Here is a 17,510-nt window from a genome sequence, read left to right as displayed (position 1 = left end):
AGGTCAAATCGCGACCACGACGGGGCGGTTATGAAAACAAACACGCGAACGAAATTATCCAACTTCGAGTCACCAGCAATGAGCCAGATGACGAGTAGACGCGCTTTCCTCAGCGCGCGCATCCTTCGGGAAGATCGCAACGCGATCCGACCGCCGGGCGCTGCCATGTCGGACTTTGCGGAACTGTGCACACGGTGTGAGGATTGCGCCGGAGCCTGCCCCGAAGACGTCATCACTTTCGACGACAGTGGTTTTCCGGTTCTGGATCTTTCCGCAGGCGGCTGCACCCTGTGTGGTGAATGCGCTGACGCATGCCCGACACCGGCGCTTTTGCCAGAGCTTGTCGCCGAGTGGCCTTGGCGCGCGCAGATTGAGGCCGCAAATTGCCTATCCATGAACGGGGTAAGCTGCCGTCTGTGCCAGGACAATTGCGAGCAAGACGCCATCCGCTTTCGCCTGCAACTGGGCGGACGTGCGGAACCCGCGCTTGATACCGAAGTCTGTATCGGTTGCGGCAGCTGTTCCGCCGCATGTCCCGCCGGGGCCATAGCGCTTCACCGTCCCACCCCACAACACCCGGAGGTGACCCAATGAACATCTGTGGCTGTCTCGTCCACATTGCCCCCGATCATACCGACGCCGCGCGCGCGGCCATGACCGGCACCCAAGGCGTCGAGGTTCATGCCGAAGCCGAAGATGGCCGGTTTGTGGTGGTTGTCGAGGATACCGCCGACCGGCTGGCCTCGGAAACCATCATGGATCTGCATCAGATTCCCGGCGTGATCTCACTGTCGCTGACCTATCACCATTTCGAAGATCTCGCGGAGGCATCTCCGCAATCCAATGCCCAAAGCCAACCGACCAGCAGGAGGCCCATGCAATGACTGTTTCTGAATCCCGCCGCACTTTCCTGAAGGCATCTGCCGCTGCCGCAACGGCATCGGCTGCCGGTATTCCCATGGCGGCCGGCCAGGCCAATGCTCAGACCGGTGCACCCGACATCCGCTGGGACAAGGCCGCCTGCCGGTTCTGTGGCACAGGCTGCTCGGTTCTGGTTGGCACCAAAGACGGTCGCGTGGTTGCCACGCAAGGGGACCCGGACGCGCCGGTGAACCGGGGTCTGAACTGTATCAAAGGATACTTCCTCTCCAAGATCATGTACGGCAAGGATCGCCTGACCACCCCACTGCTGCGCAAAACCAACGGCGAATACGACAAGAACGGTGAATTCGAGTCCGTAAGTTGGGATGAAGCCTTTGATGTCATGGCCGCCAAGTGGAAAGAGGCCCTAGCCAAGAAAGGCCCGACCAGCGTCGGCATGTTCGGCTCGGGTCAGTGGACGGTGTGGGAAGGCTATGCTGCCGCCAAGATGATGAAGGCGGGCTTCCGTTCGAACAACATCGACCCCAACGCACGTCACTGCATGGCCTCGGCCGTTGTGGGTTTCATGCGCACATTCGGCATCGACGAGCCAATGGGGTGCTATGACGATTTGGAACACGCCGATACCTTTGTGCTGTGGGGTTCGAACATGGCTGAGATGCACCCGATCCTGTGGTCGCGCCTGACGGATACGCGCCTGACCAAGCCGGGATGCGAGGTGCATGTGCTGTCGACCTTCGAACATCGCTCGTTCGAATTGGCCGACAATGGCATGGTGTTCGAACCACAGACAGACCTGGCAATCCTGAATTATATCGCCAACTACATCATTCAGAATGGCGCGGTGAACGAATACTTCGTGCGTAACCACGTCAATATCACCAAAACCGCAACGGATATCGGTTATGGCCTGCGTGAAACCAATGCGTTGCAGCAGGAAGCCGCGAACCCGAACTCGGGCAAGCTGGAAACCATCAGTTTCGAGGAATATGCCGAGGCTGTCGCGCCCTACACGCTGGAATACACTTCTGAATTGTCAGGTGTCCCTGCCGACAAGCTGGAGAAACTGGCGCAGCAATATGCAGACCCAACCCGCAAGGTCATGAGCCTGTGGACCATGGGCTTCAACCAGCACACACGCGGGTCCTGGGTGAACTCGCTAATGTACAACGTGCACCTGCTGGTGGGTAAGATATCGGAACCCGGCAATTCGCCCTTCTCGCTGACTGGTCAGCCTTCGGCTTGTGGTACCGCGCGCGAGGTCGGCACCTTTGCCCATCGCCTGCCCGCCGACATGGTCGTCGCAAATGATGAGCACCGGAAGATTTGCGAGACTGCTTGGAGCATCCCGGAAGGGACCATTCCGCCCAAGCCCGGCTTCCACGCCGTGCTGCAGCACCGCAAGCTAAAAGATGGTGAGCTGAACGCTTACTGGGTTCAGTGCAACAACAACATGCAAGCCGCACCCAACATCAACGAAGAAGGTTATCCCGGTTACCGCAACCCGGAAAACTTCATCACCGTGTCTGATCCCTATCCGACAGTTACAGCGGTGTCCGCCGACCTGATCTTGCCCACCGCGATGTGGGTCGAGAAGGAAGGCGCGTATGGCAATGCAGAACGCCGCACACAGTTCTGGCGGCAACAAGTACCAGCACCGGGTGAGGCCAAATCAGACCTGTGGCAGTTGATGGAGTTTTCGAAACGCTTCACCGTCGAAGAGGTTTGGGGCGAAGAGCTGTTGGCCAAGATGCCCGAACATCGCGGCAAGACCATGTATGACGTGCTGTTCGCCAATGGCAAGGTTGACCAATTCCCGCTGTCCGAAACCGCGGAAGGCTTCGACAACGACGATGCCGAGCATTTCGGTTACTACGTCCAGAAAGGCTTGTTCGAGGAATATGCCGATTTCGGACGTGGCCACGCGCACGATTTGGCTCCGTTCGACATGTACCATCAGGCGCGCGGCATGCGTTGGCCGGTCGTGGACGGTAAGGAAACGCTCTATCGCTTCCGCGAAGGCTATGACCCCTACGTACCCGAAGGCGCGGATGTGAAGTTCTACGGTCACAAAGACGGCAAGGCCAAGATCATCTTTGCACCGTACGAACCTGCCGCCGAAGTGCCCGATGAGGAGTACGATCTGTGGCTGTCAACGGGTCGCGTTTTGGAGCATTGGCACTCGGGCTCGATGACACGCCGGGTTCCCGAACTGCACCGCGCTTATCCGTCGGCTGTGGTGTATATGCACCCTGAAGACGCCAAGGATCGCGGTTTGCGCCGTGGGCAAGAAATTGTTCTGTCTACCCGCCGAGGCGAGGTCACCAGCCGCGTTGAAACACGGGGTCGGAACAAAGTGCCGCGTGGTCTGGTGTTCATGCCCTGGTTCGATGAACACCAGCTGACCAACAAGCTGACGCTGGACGCGACCTGCCCGCTGTCGAAAGAGACCGACTTCAAGAAGTGCGCCTGCAAGGTCGAGCGTGCGTAACCAGCAAGGATTGTACGGGTAATTCCCATGCCTCTTGTCGACACACCCCTTTCGCCGCAACGGCGCCGGTTCCTGCAGGACTCGGCCCGCGCGGCGGGCGGCTGCGTTGTCGCCGGGTCGGTGCTGGCCTATCTGGCCCGCGACGCCCGCGCGCTGCCAGCCGAGGCTTTGCGCCCGCCCGGCGCATTGCCGGAAAAGGAGTTTCTGTCGGCCTGCATCCGCTGCGGTCTGTGTGTGCGGGATTGCCCCTACGACACCCTGAAACTGGCCGAGCTTGGATCGGATGCGGTAGCAACCGGGACGCCGTTTTTCACCGCGCGGGATATTCCCTGCGAAATGTGCGACGACATTCCTTGCGTCGCCGCATGCCCAACAGGGGCATTGGACCCCGGGTTGGACAATATCGACGATGCCAAAATGGGCGTCGCGGTGCTGGTCGATCAGGAGAACTGCCTGAACTTCCTCGGCCTGCGTTGCGATGTCTGTTACCGCGTTTGTCCAGTGATTGATGAGGCGATCACGCTCGAGACCGAGCATAATACTCGATCCGGTCATCACGCGCTGTTCATTCCGACCGTCCATTCCGATCGCTGCACTGGCTGCGGCATGTGCGAAAAAAGCTGCGTTCTACCCGAAGCCGCCATAAAGGTTCTGCCTACGCGCCTGGCGCGTGGTCGTTCGGCAGAACACTACCGCAAAGGCTGGGAAGAAAAGGCTACCAAGGGCGCGCCGGTGGTCGAAGGGATCATCGATCTGCCCGACCGCTTGCCAGGACCCGGTACCGACAACTTAGTCGCTCCGGGCGGGTTTGCACCCGGCTATGATTTGCCCGGGGTCGGGCAATGAGTACCCGTACACATATGCCTGTCGGTCAGGAGGCTGTCGACAGCAAAGGCTGGATCGGCGCACATCGCTATCTGTTATTGCGCCGCGCAAGTCAGCTGTTCTTTCTGATCCTATTTCTGCTGGGCCCATGGTTTGGCATCTGGATCGTGGAAGGAAACCTGGCGGGATCACTGACGCTGGGCGTGTTACCTCTGACTGACCCATTCATCCTGTTACAAAGCTTCATTGCGAGTCATTGGCCCGAGATGACTGCGTTGATTGGCGGGCTGATCGTCCTGGCCATTTATGGGCTGATTGGTGGCAGGGTCTATTGTTCCTGGGTCTGCCCTATCAACCCTGTGACCGATGCCGCGAACTGGCTGCATCGAAAGCTGGACCTGCCCAAAGGTTGGCAGCCCAAGCGCAGCACGCGCCTGTGGATCCTTGCGACTGTCCTGCTTGTGTCGGGCCTGAGCGGTGTGATCGCGTGGGAGCTGGTAAACCCAATCACCATGCTCCATCGCGGGCTGGTTTTCGGCATGGGCTTTGTTTGGGCCATGATTGCCGCGATCTTTATCTTTGACGTGATTGTCTCACGTCATGGCTGGTGTGGTCATCTTTGCCCAGTCGGTGCGTTCTATGGCCTGATCGGGTCAAAAAGCCTGCTACGTGTCAGCGCCACCAATCGCGCCGCCTGTGACGACTGCATGGATTGCTATGCGGTCTGTCCGGAAAATCAGGTGATCTCACCGGCGCTGAAGGGCAAGCCCGGAAGTACGCCAGTAATCCTATCGCCCGACTGCACAAACTGCGGACGCTGCATCGATGTCTGCGCAGTCGACGTCTTTAACTTTACTCACCGGTTCGACGACCACCTCGTCCAACCTTCCGATCCAGTTGCCGCGCCTGAGACGCGCGCTGCCAGACCTATCTAGGGGAGTGCCAAGATGAAAAGATCAATCGTTACAGGCGGAATTGCCCTTCTACCCGTATTGTTGCTAAGCGGATGGGCCCTTGCCCAATCCGCTCAGGTCGAAACCCTGCGAGGTGCGGAAGTCGATGAGCCAATCCCGCTGGATCAAATACACAAAACTGTGGAAGGGCGCATGCAGCGCAACTATCGTCAGCAGCCGCCTTTGATTCCGCATTCGATCGAGCAATATCAGATCGATGTGCGAACCAATCAATGCCTGTCCTGCCATGACTGGTCCAAGGCGGGTGAGCGTAACGCGCCTACACTTTCGATGACCCATTATCTGGATCGCGAAGGGCGCGAATTGGATCGTATCGCCGGGACCCGTTACTTCTGCAACCAATGCCACGTCCCACAAGCTGACGCGCCACCGCTGGTCGAAAACGTGTTCCAGCCCTCCACCGGCAACTGATCCAAAGCAAGACTGAAAGGAGCACCAACATGGCAGACTCCCCTGAAAAACGCGGCATGCTGGGTCGCCTGTGGAACGCGATTTGGACACCGGCAGTTATGTTCAGCTCAGGTTTTCTGATCCTGGCCGGCTTTCTGGCCGGTATCCTGTTCTGGGGTGGATTTCACTGGACGCTGGAACTGACCAACACTGAAGAGTTCTGTGTCTCGTGCCACACGATGGAAACCAACTTGGGCGAATACCGCGAAACGATCCACTACAACAATCACTCCGGTGTGCGCGCGATCTGTTCCGATTGCCACGTTCCCGATGAGTGGAACCACAAGATCAAAGCCAAGATCATGGCCGTGAAAGACGTTTATCACGAGCTGGCTGGCACCATCAGCACGCCCGAGAAATACGAGGATCACCGTCTGGCAATGGCCTCTGCCGTGTGGAAAAAGATGAAGGCGTCCGACAGCCGCGAATGCCGGAACTGTCACAACTTCGACTATATGGACTTTACTATTCAGGAAACCCGCGCTGCATCAGAACACCAGCGTGCTATTGACACAGGCATGACCTGCATCGATTGCCATCAGGGCATCGCGCACAGCCTGCCGCCGAACTACCTGGAAACATACGAGAATGTGACCGCGGGACTTGAAGGCGAAGTTCTGGAAGAACATGCGAATGCATCGGGTGACGATATCCGCGACTTCCTGAACAACAGCTCGAATTGATGGGGGAGCGGATATGCTAGAAATACTGGGAACCATTGGCGGCAACATCTTGAGCCTGCCCGGCATTCTGGGGCTGGCCCTTGGTATGATGACCCGCAAGTTGTGGCTTGGGGCGGCATTGGGCGGTGCGGTTGGCGTGTTTGAAACGCTGGTTTTTGCTGGCTTTCAATTCGCGCACGTCGAAGCGTTGGAACTGATGATCGCTATTGTGGTCGGCCTCTGCGCAGGCAGTTTGGGCACAGCCATTCGTCTCAAGGGAGCTACGGCCTGACACAGGTCCGGTTCCGCCACCCTGGCGGGACCGACACACGCAAGGTTCAATCAGGTTTCAATGCAAAGAAGTTAAAAAGGTCGGGGAACGGAAAATCCTGCCTGTCGGTATCTGCCCCAAAAGCAAGAATGCCGGATTGGCGGTCCGCAAAAGTACCGTCTGAAAAGTAGGGCAAGCTTTTGTCGTACCTGGACAGGGTGTTTTCTGAAATGCCATGCGTTCTTTTCATGTAATGCGTCAGGCGTTTCTTCGGATAATTCTCGACCGACATCGCATTGTGTACATCTTCAAGTCCGAAATGCTTTAGAAAGGCCAAAAGGGGCAGGGTATAGATCTCTTCTATTTCGCGGGTCGTGTTAGCCCAAGGTTTGACCGGTCCCGTAAAGTGGACATAACGAGGGTTCAGTAAGGCTATGATCTTGCCCGGCAGGTATGAGTGCTGCCAATTCCACGATGGTGACAACTCCAGCCAGTTTCCGTCCACAGCAATGTTAAGCGCGCTTTGATCGGCCAAAGGCAAAGGATCAGACGCATCTGTTAACGCTTCAAGTGCATTTTCAAAGGTGTTTTCCGCGATCAAAGCCCTGCTGTTGACGAACAACATACCGGCATTGAAATACTTTTGCTGCGCGCCTGCAGGTAACACGTTGAAATCCGCGTTTTTCCAGAATCTACCCTGCGTCCAGCGTGTGTTATCGGCCACGGCCGCAATGGGCTGTTCGAAACCCTGCAACCGCATCAGATCAGCCGGCGACCCCCAGCGCTGCACAATGTCGTTGTCGAGATACAGCACAAATTCGTGCAATTGAGACAGATCGCCCAGTGCTTTCAGCCAGAGCAAAGTCGCCTTGGACACATAACCATGCGATCGGAATTTTTCGGGCGGGACAATGTCGTCCAGACAATAGACGATCTTGAAACATCTTGAAAACAGGACGTCCAACCGCGGATCTACCTGAGCCGAGACATAAAGGTAATGCTGAATCTCGTTGGTCGTGTCGAGCAAGAATGATCGCATCAACGCATAGGCCGCCTGCCAAATCTGGTTTTCGTCCGCGCACAACACCACGGCCATTTTTTTATAGCTGATCATCGGGAACAATCCCGTGGGCCACAACTTGAATGTACAATCGGGCCGGACACTACCGCAAGCGGTGGGTTATCAATCATGCTGGCCAAGAACTTTTTGCATCGCCAGGATTTTGGGAGCACCGCGTCGCTTGAACTTGTCGGGGAAGACGAACGCAAACCCAATTTCATCCGCAAGGGCGTTCAGATCGCGCTCGATCTCCTGATCCGAGTGCGCAAACCGGCGGTTGCGTTGGAAGTCATGGAACAGATCTCCCGTCTTGGGAAAATCCGGGTTCTCGAACGTGCCCGGTTGCCAGTGGGGGTCCTAGATAATGTAAACCCCACCATCCTTGAGTTTTGACCACATCTCCAATAGCGCGAATTGCTGATGATGCGAGGCGTGCGAAGCGTCGTCGATGATCACGTCAAAGGGCTGTTCAAACTGAGCGGCCGCAGCTTGGATGTTTTCACGTTTGTCCATATCGCATTGGACGAACTCAAACCTAGGACCTCTGCGCCAGGAAAAGTCCGAGATATCCAGACCCGTGATATGCGAATGTTCAAAATACTCCAGCCACATATCGACCGATGGAACGCGATCCGTTTGACGGTCCGCCTGCCTTCCACGCACCTCTGGGCCACCGCGCAACAACCCCATTTCCAAAAGCCGAATTGGTTTATCCCGAAGCGGGTGAAATAGAAGCTCGTATAGCCGTGTGTAACCATGAGCCAGATCTGTCAGCCCTTTGTCAGTACCGTGTTTTTTGGCCAGTTGGGTGAGATTGCGCATTTTGGAGCCGCGCTCCGTGAATTCAGACTTGCGATCATCCCTACCGCATTGAGCGAGGGTTATGAAATTGTCAATTGGCGAAACTGCTGGTTTTGAACGCAGTTAAGGTGGATCATCAACAGCGACGGGTAGAGTGCGCATGCAGCCTTCTTTCCGTGCAATCAGGCAGGATGAGTTCATTTCTTAATCTGAGCGCATTTAGGAAGCCACGAAGTTAAAACTGGATAGAAGAAAGTGAAATGAACCGCGAAAGATCACATTGAAACTTAAATTCAGGGTTTCTACGCAAAGCAGACCAAAGAGTATTGAAATCTCAAAAGGAATTCTTCAAACAAGGTAACACGTTAACGAATGCACCCTCGCGTAAGATGGATTCCAAAAAAATTCCTCTCTATTTTTGCCTATACAAATACAATATATACGTGTGGAGCGATGAGGGGAAAAATATGAGCAGGATCGCAGAACAATGACGCGGGTCCTTGAGGCAAAACGTATATCCAAAATACTTAATCTGGCTGGCCTGAAGGATCATCTTTCGATGTTCCGGCAAGAAGGTGTCGACGACCTGCTTCTGGACGAATTGACAGACCCGGAACTGCGCGACCTTGGGTTAAGTGTTGGGGAAAGAAAACGGTTTCGCAAAGCGCAAGCGGAACTAAGAAGCAAAGACACTTCGAATAAAGATGGTGTTCGGTCCGAGGCTGAACGCAGGCAACTGACGCTGGTGTTTTGTGATCTCGTAGGTTCCACCCAGCTGGCCCAGCGGTACGACCCCGAAGACCTGATGCAGATTATGAACCTGTATCTGGACACGGCGATCGGCACATTGAAACAGCATGGCTGTCATTTGGCCTATCGCCAGGGCGATGGAATCATGGTGTATTTTGGTTATCCGAAGGCCATGGAAGATGATGCAGAACGCGCCGTGCGTGCAGTTCTGGAGACGATCGAGGCAGTTCAGAACCTCGAGAATAAGTTCGGCGAAAAGTTAAATCTGCGCGCGGGAATCGCAACCGGCATGGTTGTTGTGGGGGTCGTATCCTCGAAAAGTCTCGGGTCAGAGGAATTCCTGGTCGGCGAGACGGCAAATCTGGCGTCCCGGCTACAAGGGTTGGCCGAACCCGGCGAGGTAATTGTATCCTCAGAAACCATGCGCCTTACGCAAGGCACATTCGAGTTCGAACCGCGTGGCAGCCACGACCTTAAAGGTTTCGAAAATCAGCGCAAAGTTTATTGCGTGTTAAAGGAAACTGTATCCACCAGCCGTTTTGACGCCCGGGCAGGGCGATCTGCTGTCAAGCTTGTAGCCCGGAACGACGATCTGTCGGCCCTGAGGCAGCTCTGGACTGAAGCACAGGACGGGTCAGGCCGAATGGCCCTTGTCGGCGGCGCAGCGGGTATAGGCAAGTCGCGGCTCATCAAGTCGTTGTCGGAAGCAATTGGGGTCAGGCCCCTGACACTGCAATGCACACCGCATCTGGCCAGCCTTCCTCTGCACCCCGTGGTCAGTGAACTAAGGCGCGTGTCTGGGGACCAGACGGACGACAATATCCGAGCTGCTATATTTGGTTTTGTTCAGTCCGCCCCTCGAGTCAACGAAACGGACTTGCCTGTCCTGCTGGATCTGGCGGGCATCGACTCGGGTGCTCCTGCCGAACCGGATCCTCTTAAAAAAGCACGCAAATCCATGGACGTGCTGCTGCGCAGCCTCGGCAGCATTTGCGACAGGCGTGGCACATTGCTGTTGGTGGTCGAGGATCTACACTGGGCCGATGCAACCACTCTGGATCTGCTGGACGCGCTTGCGAACAATCTGGTTGGCTTCCCCGTTCTAGTGGTTCTGTCACATCGACCAGAATACGAGCCGCCCGAGCATTTTCAGGACAAGGCGACAAGCGTTGATCTTTCACCGCTAGCACGCACCGAAGCGTCCGAACTGGTTCGCCGCGTGGCCGAACCCTATAGCCTGCCGGTTATTCTGATCCGTCAGATCATCGAAAAAGCGGATGGGGTGCCTCTGTATATCGAAGAAATGACCAAAGCGGTTCTAGACCAATTGCCCGCCGACGCACCTATCAATGCCGAGGTTCTGGACGCACTCAGCGTGCCATCCACCCTTCAGGATTCGTTGATGTCGCGCCTTGACCGGATGGAAAACGCCAAACCGGTTGCGCAGCTGGGTTCCGTCATCGGGCGCAGCTTTTCCGCCCATATGATCAAGGCGGTCGCGCAGGCTGACATGGATGTCGAGCGCGCCTTGCTGCAATTGATTGCGGCCGGTGTTTTGTTAGCCACCAGCGATGAAGGATCGGCCACCTATACGTTCAACCACGCTCTGGTTCAGGACACAGCCTATAACTCGTTGCTGCGGGAAGACCGGCAAAAACTGCATCTGAAAATTGCCAAGGCTCTGCTGGATGGGAACAAGGCCTTTGGCAGCCCTGCCCCTGATACCATCGCGCATCACTGCGATTTGGGAGGGCTAAAGAACGAGGCCGTCACCCACTGGTTCACGGCTGGAGAACTGGCCCTGTCCCGACTGGCAAACCTTCCTGCGATATCGGCATTTCGGGCGGCACTGCGTAATCTCGGAACAATGCCCGCAACTGCCGAACGTGATGGATTCGAATTGCGGGTTCAGATGAACATTCTACCCGCCTATATGGCGATTTATGGCTGGTCTGCGGATCAGGTCGGGGAAACAGCCGCCCGTGCGATGGAACTTGCCCAGGCTCTGGGCGATGGAGAGACGCTTTTTGCGGCTACCTTCTGTCGCTGGACCAACTTCTTTGTCGGCGGTCATATGAACCATGCCATGGAGATGGGACAAGCGCTAAATGTAATGGCCGGAATGACCGAAGATCCGGTCGCCAACGTTCTGACGGCCCGAGCCCTTAGCTTTACTCACTACTTCCGAGGTGAATTCGCAGATTGTGAACACCAGATCGACCGCGCCTTTGCCCTCATCACGCCCGAACTTGATATGGCGATGATGCCGATGACCCAGTCCTCGACCTTGGCCTCATTGCTGGCAATCCAGGGTTGCCTGTTGTGGCAGCAAGGCAAGTTCGACGACGCCGAAGCCGCACGCCTTCAGTCTATCGAGGTAAGCAAAGCGCTGAACCATGCGCCTAACCTTGTCTATATTATGGGGGCTTGTTGTATGTTCCTGCCCTATGCGGGTGAATGGGACAGAATGGACGCCACAATGAAGGAAGCCCGCAAAATCGCGGATGAAGAAGGGTTCCTGTATCTGCATGCCATGCAGGACATCTATATGGGCCTTGCACAGGCCGGAAAAGGTAACCTTGCTGGCGTTCCGGAACAAATCGAAGCGCGCATGAACCTGATCTCCAAATCGGGCGGTAACTTCACATTCCCGCAGAATCAGATCGTGCTGTCGGAAATCATGATCGACCATAGTGACATCGATAAAGCTCTGGACCGTCTTGAGGCGGTCTGCACCCCGGGCTGGGAACGCGGAGAAACACTGAACAAACCGGAATATCACCGAGTGCGAGCCAAAGCCTTTGCCGCACGCGGAGAATTAGGCGCCGCCCGGGATGAAGCAGAATTGGCGCTGAAGCTGGCCAACAGCATCGGCGCTGTTGTCCAAGAAGATCGGGCCAAGCGACTTCTGGATCGACTGAACGAAGCAAATTGAACAAAAACCAAGTGCCTCACCGATGAAGGCAGCACAACCAAGAGGGATTTGAAATGACCGACGCATTGGACTGGGGCGACGACCAGTGGAACGCTGTAAACAAAGCCGTCCATGATGAAGCGCTGCGTGCTCGGGTGGCCGCAAGTTTTCTGCCACTGTACGGGCCGTTGCCGGCTGACACGCAATCTGTCCCGCTGAATCGGCTTGAGTTGATCGACAACGAAAACGGCACCGCAAAACGTCTTGGTGTCAACGACTTTGACACCACGCGCCTGACCACAGTTTCAGTAAACGTCTACTTGAAAAGTGCGCAAATGGCCGACCCCGAATTGTCGGCAGCCATGATCATGTTCCGCCGTGCTGCCGCAATTGTGGCCCGGGTCGAAGATGACATCATTTTCAACGGTCAACCCGGTACAGGAGAAGGTCCCAAACCCGCCACTGGCGCGCCAGCCTCGTTGCCGCCGATTTACACCGTCACCGGAGGCGGCAAATATGAAGGCTTGCTGGAAGCAGGCGAGAAATCTTCTGGGTCGTCGTCTTCCAAGAAGAAAACCTGCACCGGACCTGAAGTATTCGAAGCCGTGGTTGCGGGTATCAACGAATTGGAATCGCGCGGGTATCTAGGCCCATACGCTTGTGTGATGGGCAATGGCCTGTTCCAGGCTGTTACAACGCCGATGGACAACTCGATGGTCCTGCCACGCGACAGCATTCTGCCGTTTCTGGATGGTCCATTGCTGCGTTCGGGTACATTACCCGCAAACAAAGCGGCGCTTGTGTCACTGCAAGGGGCGCCGGTTGAAATCGTTGTGCCGTCCGAAATCTCGGTCAAGTATCTGCAAACGTCGGCCGAAGGCGAGCATGTCTTCCGCGTGCAACAAAAATTCCGCCTGCGGATCAAGGAAGAACAGGCAATCCACACCCTCACCTGCTGACCGAGGATTTGGTCGTGCGCGAGTTTACAGACCGCGGTGTCACCCTGCGCTGGTCAGAAACGATCAGTGCGGCCGGAGACAAACGCGCCTTGATCGAGGCCGGACCATCCGTATCGCCTCATGACACTGTGCGGCTGATCTGTTCGCAAGCTGGCGGCCCCGAGCGGGCCATTCGCGGCTGGCCTCTGCACCGCGATCCCCAAACAGGTCTTCAGCACTTTATGGCTGCCTTGCCGACCTTGATGCACGACAAGTCGCTCAGTTGGCGTCCGGTTTTGACGTCCGGGGGCCGCGAATATGACCCGGGACCTGACACGGCTCCGAGTGCGGCACCTGCGCAACAGCCAAAGCCAGCGCAGCAGTCACCGGTTCTGGAGCATATCGCCAAATTCACTGTGCCCTTCACCGGCGACTTTCATATCTCGGGCGAGACACCAGACGGTATCTGGCTGCATTTTGCAATCAAAGAAGGCGGAACAGTCGAAGGCCCGCACCTAAAAGGGGTGATTGAACCGGTTGGAGGCGATTGGATGCGCGTGCGCCCTGACGGCGTGGGACTGCTACATGCCAGAGCGTTGATCAAGCCAACCGAAGGGGGTGCGCCGATCCTGTTTGAAGATACCGGCGTGTGTGAATTTGGTCCCGACGGTTACGCCGCAGTTTTGAAGGGTAAGCTGCCCGCCACGGCCCCTGTGCGGCTCGCGCCGCGTTACCTGACATCGAACCCGAATTATAGCTGGATTAACCGGGTGCAGGGTTTTGGCATCGGCGAAGCCAGCCTGTCGGACATCACCTTGCGCTTTGACGTCTATTCCGCGAAAGGAACATCAGATGGCTGAAAAAGTTGTCATTCTTGGCGGTGGCGTGGCCGGCATGAGCGCCGCGCACGAACTGATTGAACGCGGGTTCGAGGTTGAGATCCACGAACGTCAAATGATCCCCGGCGGCAAGGCACGCAGCATTCCGGTGATGAAGGGTGAAGGCGATCACGGCTCGAAGGCGAAGCACATCAAGGCGCTGGAAAAATGGGCCGAGATGGACGGGGCCAGCTATCCTCCCGGCGTAAAACGCCCATGGTTGCCCGGCGAGCACGGGTTCCGGTTCTTCCCAAACTTCTATCGGCACATCACCGACACGATGGCCCGCACGCCTTATTACGACAAAGGCACGTGCTTTGATAATCTGGTGCCGACCACTCAGGTTCTGGTCAGTCAGTTCGACAAGCCCGGCATCATCGTACCCGAGCGATTTCCTCGCACTCTCAAGGACGTTGCAGATGCGTTCAAGACAATTGCCTTCGCGCTCTCGCCAAGGGACCAGATCGCATATGAGGATGTCGAGCACTTCGTTGCCTGCATGTGGCGAATAGCGACATCCTGCAAAGAACGACGGTTCGACGAATACGAACGGATCGGATGGTGGGATTTCATCGGGGCGGAAGACCGCTCGGAAGCTTATCAGAAGTTTCTTGCCATTGGCCTGACCCGGTCTTTGGTAGCTGCCAAAGCCACAACTGCCAGCACCAAGACCGTGGGCGACATTGCTGTACAGTTGCAGTTGGGCATCGCCACCCCCGAACCGCAGTGCAACAGGTTGCTGAACGGGCCGACAAACCTTGTCTGGATTCAACCCTGGCTGGATTACCTCAAAAGCAGGGGTGTGGTTTACAAGTTCGACTCAAAGGTGACAGGCATCGAATGCCAAAACGGGCGGATCACCGGTGCGACGGTCGAACTGGATGGCAAAAAGCAGAAAGTCACAGGCGACTGGTTCATCAGCGCCATGCCGATCGAACGTATCGCGCCACTTCTGACGCCCGAGATGATGGCGGCCGATCCGGCGCTTGCCAAACTGCCGCTTCTTGCGAACGACGTGCAGTGGATGAACGGCATTCAGTTTTATTTGACCAAAGAGGTCACGCTGACCAACGGCCACGTCATCTTCATTGATAGCCCGTGGGCTTTGACCGCCGTGTCGCAAAAACAGTTCTGGCCGGGGATCAACTTTGACAACTGGGCTGAAGGCAAAACCAAGGGTCTGCTTTCAATTGACATTTCGGAATGGGACAAGCCGGGTCTAAACGGCAAGACCGCGCGCAATTGCACCCGGGAAGAGATTGCAAAAGAGGTTTGGGAGCAGCTCAAGCGCAGCCTCAATGTAGATGGCGAGACTGTGCTGCGGGATGAGGATATGCACTATTGGTTCCTCGACCCCGACATCGTGCAGGACCCCGAAGATCCCAAACGACAAAGCAATGTGGAACCTCTGCTGGTCAACCGAATCAACAGTTGGCGGCTGCGGCCAGATGCGGCCACATTGATCCCGAACTTCTTTCTGGCCTCCGATTATGTGCGCACCTTCACTGACCTTGCCACAATGGAAGGAGCGAATGAGGCCGCGCGCCGGGCGGTCAACGCGATCCTGCAACGCAGCGGGTCGGATGCCGAGCCCTGCCAGATCTGGGACCTGCACGAGCCTGATATCCTGAAACCGCTGCGCGCCTATGACTACGCGCGTTACCAAGCGGGTCTGCCTTGGGACAACAGGTTCGCGGTTGCGGTTGAGGCTGCACTCAAAATGGGTCAGGACACGACAGGGGTTGATCGCGGCGGCGACGGACCTTTGGCGGTCATTGGGGAACAGACTGCTGAATACTCCAAGCCCGGCGGGATCATCGAAGACCCGGCCATCGCCGAAGCGCTGCGCATGATTTGCCCGCCTAAAGAACTGTTTGATCTGATGGCCAGCTATGAGCCCACCGCTGATCTTCCGATCCCCGGAGATGAGGTGGCCGAAGATCTAGCCTATGATCTGGGACGCGACAGCGGTCAGTCTGATGTTCTGTCCAGGGCTCTGCCAATGACGGATGCCCCCTTCGCCTCCGACCGTGCGCAGAACAGCAAACCCCGCGTGATCATCACGCAGAAGAGTTAAACATTGAAACCCGGAACCGCGCATCTGGACCCTGCGGCACAGCAGGAGTTTCTGAAACAGCTGACCTCTTACGGGGATCGCGCGCGTGAAACTCTGTTGGGGCTTTTGCCAAGGGGTGAACCCCAGGCTTATCTGTATGGTCCGATACGGGATTATATCGAAACATCAGGCAAAGGACTACGGCCCGCGCTATTGCTGGCCACCTGCGAAGCCTTTGGGGGCAACACCGAGGAAGCACGGGTGTCCGCAGCTGTGCTGGAGCTTTTGCATAATGCCTTTTTGATCCACGATGACATCGAAGATCAAAGCGATTTCAGGCGTGGGCGCGCGTGCATGCACCAGCGGCTTGGAGTCCCTTTGGCCATAAATACAGGCGACGGGATGCAGGCGCTGGCCCTGCGGCTGTTGCGGCAAAATCTTGGGTCGCTTGGGCTGGAAACCGGAATGCGTGTCGTGGATGAGTTCGACCATCTGCTACAGCAATCCATTGAAGGTCAGGCGTTGGAGCTGGGTTGGATACGGGACAACCGACTGAACGTGGACGCCTCGGACTATTTGCGGATGTGTCTTAAAAAGACCTGTTGGTACAGTTTCATTCACCCCATGCGGATCGGGGCATTGATTGCGCGGCCGCAGGATGTAGCGTTGGGCGCGTTAAATCTGGATGATTTCAACGCGTTCGGCTTTTTTCTGGGCGCAGCTTTTCAAATTCAGGACGACGTTCTGAACCTTGTTGGTTCGCAGGACAAATATGGCAAGGAAATTGGCGGCGACATCTATGAGGGCAAACGCACGCTGATGTTGGGTCAGCTTAGCCTGCACGCCGATGAACCGGAACAGAAGCGATTGGCCGAGATGCTGTCAAACCCGCGTGAAAACCGGTCAAATCAGGATGTTGAATGGGTGCTTGAGCGTATGGGCCACTATGGCAGCATCCGATTTGCGCAAGATGCGGCCAACGATCTGCTTGTATCTGCCCGTCAGGAATTTGCGCAGGTATTTGCAGGCACCCAAGACGCCCCGCGTGCGTTTCTGGCGCAGTTCATGGATTACCTCGTGACCCGTCAGGTCTGAGCGCCCGCAACCTCAAACACCACAACGATCGAAGTTTGCTCGGTCCCGGTGCAGGCGATCCGGCCATGATAAGCGCCCGGTTCCGTCAAATCCGGCACGGTGACTACAATCGCTACATCTGTGGTCTCTCCGGCAGCCAGTTGGATTTGGGGTGGAACAACGTTTACGCGGTTTGCAGGCAGAATATCCCCATTCGGATTGGTCAGATCACCGGGTTCGAACTGCATTTCAACCGGCTCGTCACCATCAGCCGCAGCAAAGGACAACAAGATTGTGGCCGTACCGCCGGGATGGCAGATCTTGCGACAGGTAAAAGGCCCTTCAAGATGTTTTTGGTTGCCGCGCTCTGTCTCAAGCACGCGACGCGCGATATCCGAAATCGGTTGAGTGTCTGGCTGCGATGCAACAGAGCTAATTACGCGTGACGGGTTTTCGTAGGGTTTACGCTCGAAATAAGGCATAA

At 56.4% G+C, this 17,510-nt stretch carries 17 protein-coding genes; 14 read left to right on the top strand and 3 right to left on the bottom strand.

Going from position 1 to position 17,510, the window contains the following annotated elements:
* The first annotated feature begins 87 nt into the window (after positions 1-87).
* From napF to GS646_RS19180, 8 genes are read left to right on the top strand one after another with little or no spacing between them, the layout of a single operon-like run.
* The gene (gene napF, locus GS646_RS19215) at positions 88-594 is read left to right on the top strand and encodes a ferredoxin-type protein NapF (RefSeq protein WP_253759703.1); all 507 of its coding nucleotides are present in this window, start codon (positions 88-90) and stop codon (positions 592-594) included.
* A complete protein-coding gene (locus tag GS646_RS19210) occupies positions 591-884 on the top strand; it encodes a chaperone NapD (RefSeq protein WP_171094567.1) in 294 nt (97 codons plus the stop codon). Before napF ends, GS646_RS19210 begins: the two co-directional genes overlap by 4 nt.
* Complete coding sequence (napA, locus tag GS646_RS19205; protein WP_171647294.1) at positions 881-3,373, top strand: nitrate reductase catalytic subunit NapA; 2,493 nt, start codon at positions 881-883, stop codon at positions 3,371-3,373. The genes GS646_RS19210 and napA overlap by 4 nt, the downstream gene beginning before the upstream one ends.
* 27 nt (positions 3,374-3,400) lie before the next feature.
* Complete coding sequence (napG, locus tag GS646_RS19200) at positions 3,401-4,219, top strand: ferredoxin-type protein NapG (RefSeq protein WP_171185649.1); 819 nt, start codon at positions 3,401-3,403, stop codon at positions 4,217-4,219.
* On the top strand, positions 4,216-5,133 hold the full coding sequence (gene napH / locus GS646_RS19195) for a quinol dehydrogenase ferredoxin subunit NapH (protein WP_171185651.1): 918 nt from the start codon (positions 4,216-4,218) through the stop codon (positions 5,131-5,133). Before napG ends, napH begins: the two co-directional genes overlap by 4 nt.
* 12 nt (positions 5,134-5,145) lie before the next feature.
* Positions 5,146-5,583, top strand: a complete 438-nt coding sequence (locus tag GS646_RS19190) for a nitrate reductase cytochrome c-type subunit (protein ID WP_171094559.1) — start codon at positions 5,146-5,148, stop codon at positions 5,581-5,583.
* A 29-nt stretch (positions 5,584-5,612) separates the two neighbouring features.
* On the top strand, positions 5,613-6,305 hold the full coding sequence (locus GS646_RS19185) for a NapC/NirT family cytochrome c (RefSeq protein WP_171185653.1): 693 nt from the start codon (positions 5,613-5,615) through the stop codon (positions 6,303-6,305).
* Between the two features lie 13 nt (positions 6,306-6,318).
* A complete protein-coding gene (locus tag GS646_RS19180; protein ID WP_171185655.1) occupies positions 6,319-6,576 on the top strand; it encodes a hypothetical protein in 258 nt (85 codons plus the stop codon).
* 46 nt (positions 6,577-6,622) lie between these two features.
* Here the strand turns inward: GS646_RS19180 and GS646_RS19175 are convergent, their stop codons facing one another.
* Positions 6,623-7,669, bottom strand: coding sequence for a glycosyltransferase (locus tag GS646_RS19175; RefSeq protein ID WP_171647297.1), 1,047 nt, complete (start codon positions 7,667-7,669; stop codon positions 6,623-6,625).
* 75 nt (positions 7,670-7,744) lie between these two features.
* Here GS646_RS19175 and GS646_RS19170 point away from each other — a divergent pair, with 75 nt between their 5' ends.
* On the top strand, positions 7,745-8,008 hold the full coding sequence (locus GS646_RS19170) for a hypothetical protein (protein WP_171185658.1): 264 nt from the start codon (positions 7,745-7,747) through the stop codon (positions 8,006-8,008).
* On the opposite strand, the gene GS646_RS19165 is transcribed toward GS646_RS19170, so the two are convergent.
* The gene (locus GS646_RS19165; protein WP_171185660.1) at positions 7,973-8,437 is read right to left on the bottom strand and encodes a class I SAM-dependent methyltransferase; all 465 of its coding nucleotides are present in this window, start codon (positions 8,435-8,437) and stop codon (positions 7,973-7,975) included. The two genes, GS646_RS19170 and GS646_RS19165, sit on opposite strands and share 36 nt — an antisense overlap.
* Positions 8,438-8,903: 466 nt before the next feature.
* Between GS646_RS19165 and GS646_RS19160 the strand changes: the two genes are divergently transcribed.
* Genes GS646_RS19160 through GS646_RS19140 form a run of 5 tightly spaced genes read left to right on the top strand, consistent with a single transcriptional unit; the run spans position 8,904 to position 17,047 of the window.
* On the top strand, positions 8,904-12,101 hold the full coding sequence (locus GS646_RS19160; RefSeq protein ID WP_171647298.1) for an adenylate/guanylate cyclase domain-containing protein: 3,198 nt from the start codon (positions 8,904-8,906) through the stop codon (positions 12,099-12,101).
* Between the two features lie 53 nt (positions 12,102-12,154).
* On the top strand, positions 12,155-13,039 hold the full coding sequence (locus tag GS646_RS19155; RefSeq protein ID WP_171185664.1) for an encapsulin: 885 nt from the start codon (positions 12,155-12,157) through the stop codon (positions 13,037-13,039).
* A 14-nt stretch (positions 13,040-13,053) separates the two neighbouring features.
* On the top strand, positions 13,054-13,878 hold the full coding sequence (locus tag GS646_RS19150) for a DUF3237 domain-containing protein (protein WP_171647300.1): 825 nt from the start codon (positions 13,054-13,056) through the stop codon (positions 13,876-13,878).
* Complete coding sequence (locus GS646_RS19145; protein WP_171647302.1) at positions 13,871-15,973, top strand: FAD-dependent oxidoreductase; 2,103 nt, start codon at positions 13,871-13,873, stop codon at positions 15,971-15,973. The genes GS646_RS19150 and GS646_RS19145 overlap by 8 nt, the downstream gene beginning before the upstream one ends.
* A 3-nt stretch (positions 15,974-15,976) precedes the next feature.
* Positions 15,977-17,047: a polyprenyl synthetase family protein gene (locus GS646_RS19140; RefSeq protein WP_216600414.1), complete on the top strand. Its 1,071-nt coding sequence runs from the start codon at positions 15,977-15,979 to the stop codon at positions 17,045-17,047.
* Here GS646_RS19140 and GS646_RS19135 read toward each other — a convergent pair.
* Positions 17,038-17,508 carry a hypothetical protein gene (locus GS646_RS19135; RefSeq protein WP_171185668.1) on the bottom strand — a complete coding sequence of 157 codons (471 nt, stop codon included), beginning with the start codon at positions 17,506-17,508 and terminating at the stop codon, positions 17,038-17,040. The genes GS646_RS19140 and GS646_RS19135 overlap by 10 nt on opposite strands.
* Between the last annotated feature and the right edge of the window lie 2 nt (positions 17,509-17,510).

It is taken from the genome of Ruegeria sp. HKCCD4315, assembly GCF_013112245.1.
GTDB lineage: Bacteria > Pseudomonadota > Alphaproteobacteria > Rhodobacterales > Rhodobacteraceae > Ruegeria.
This window is presented reverse-complemented; position numbering and strand designations above follow the sequence as displayed.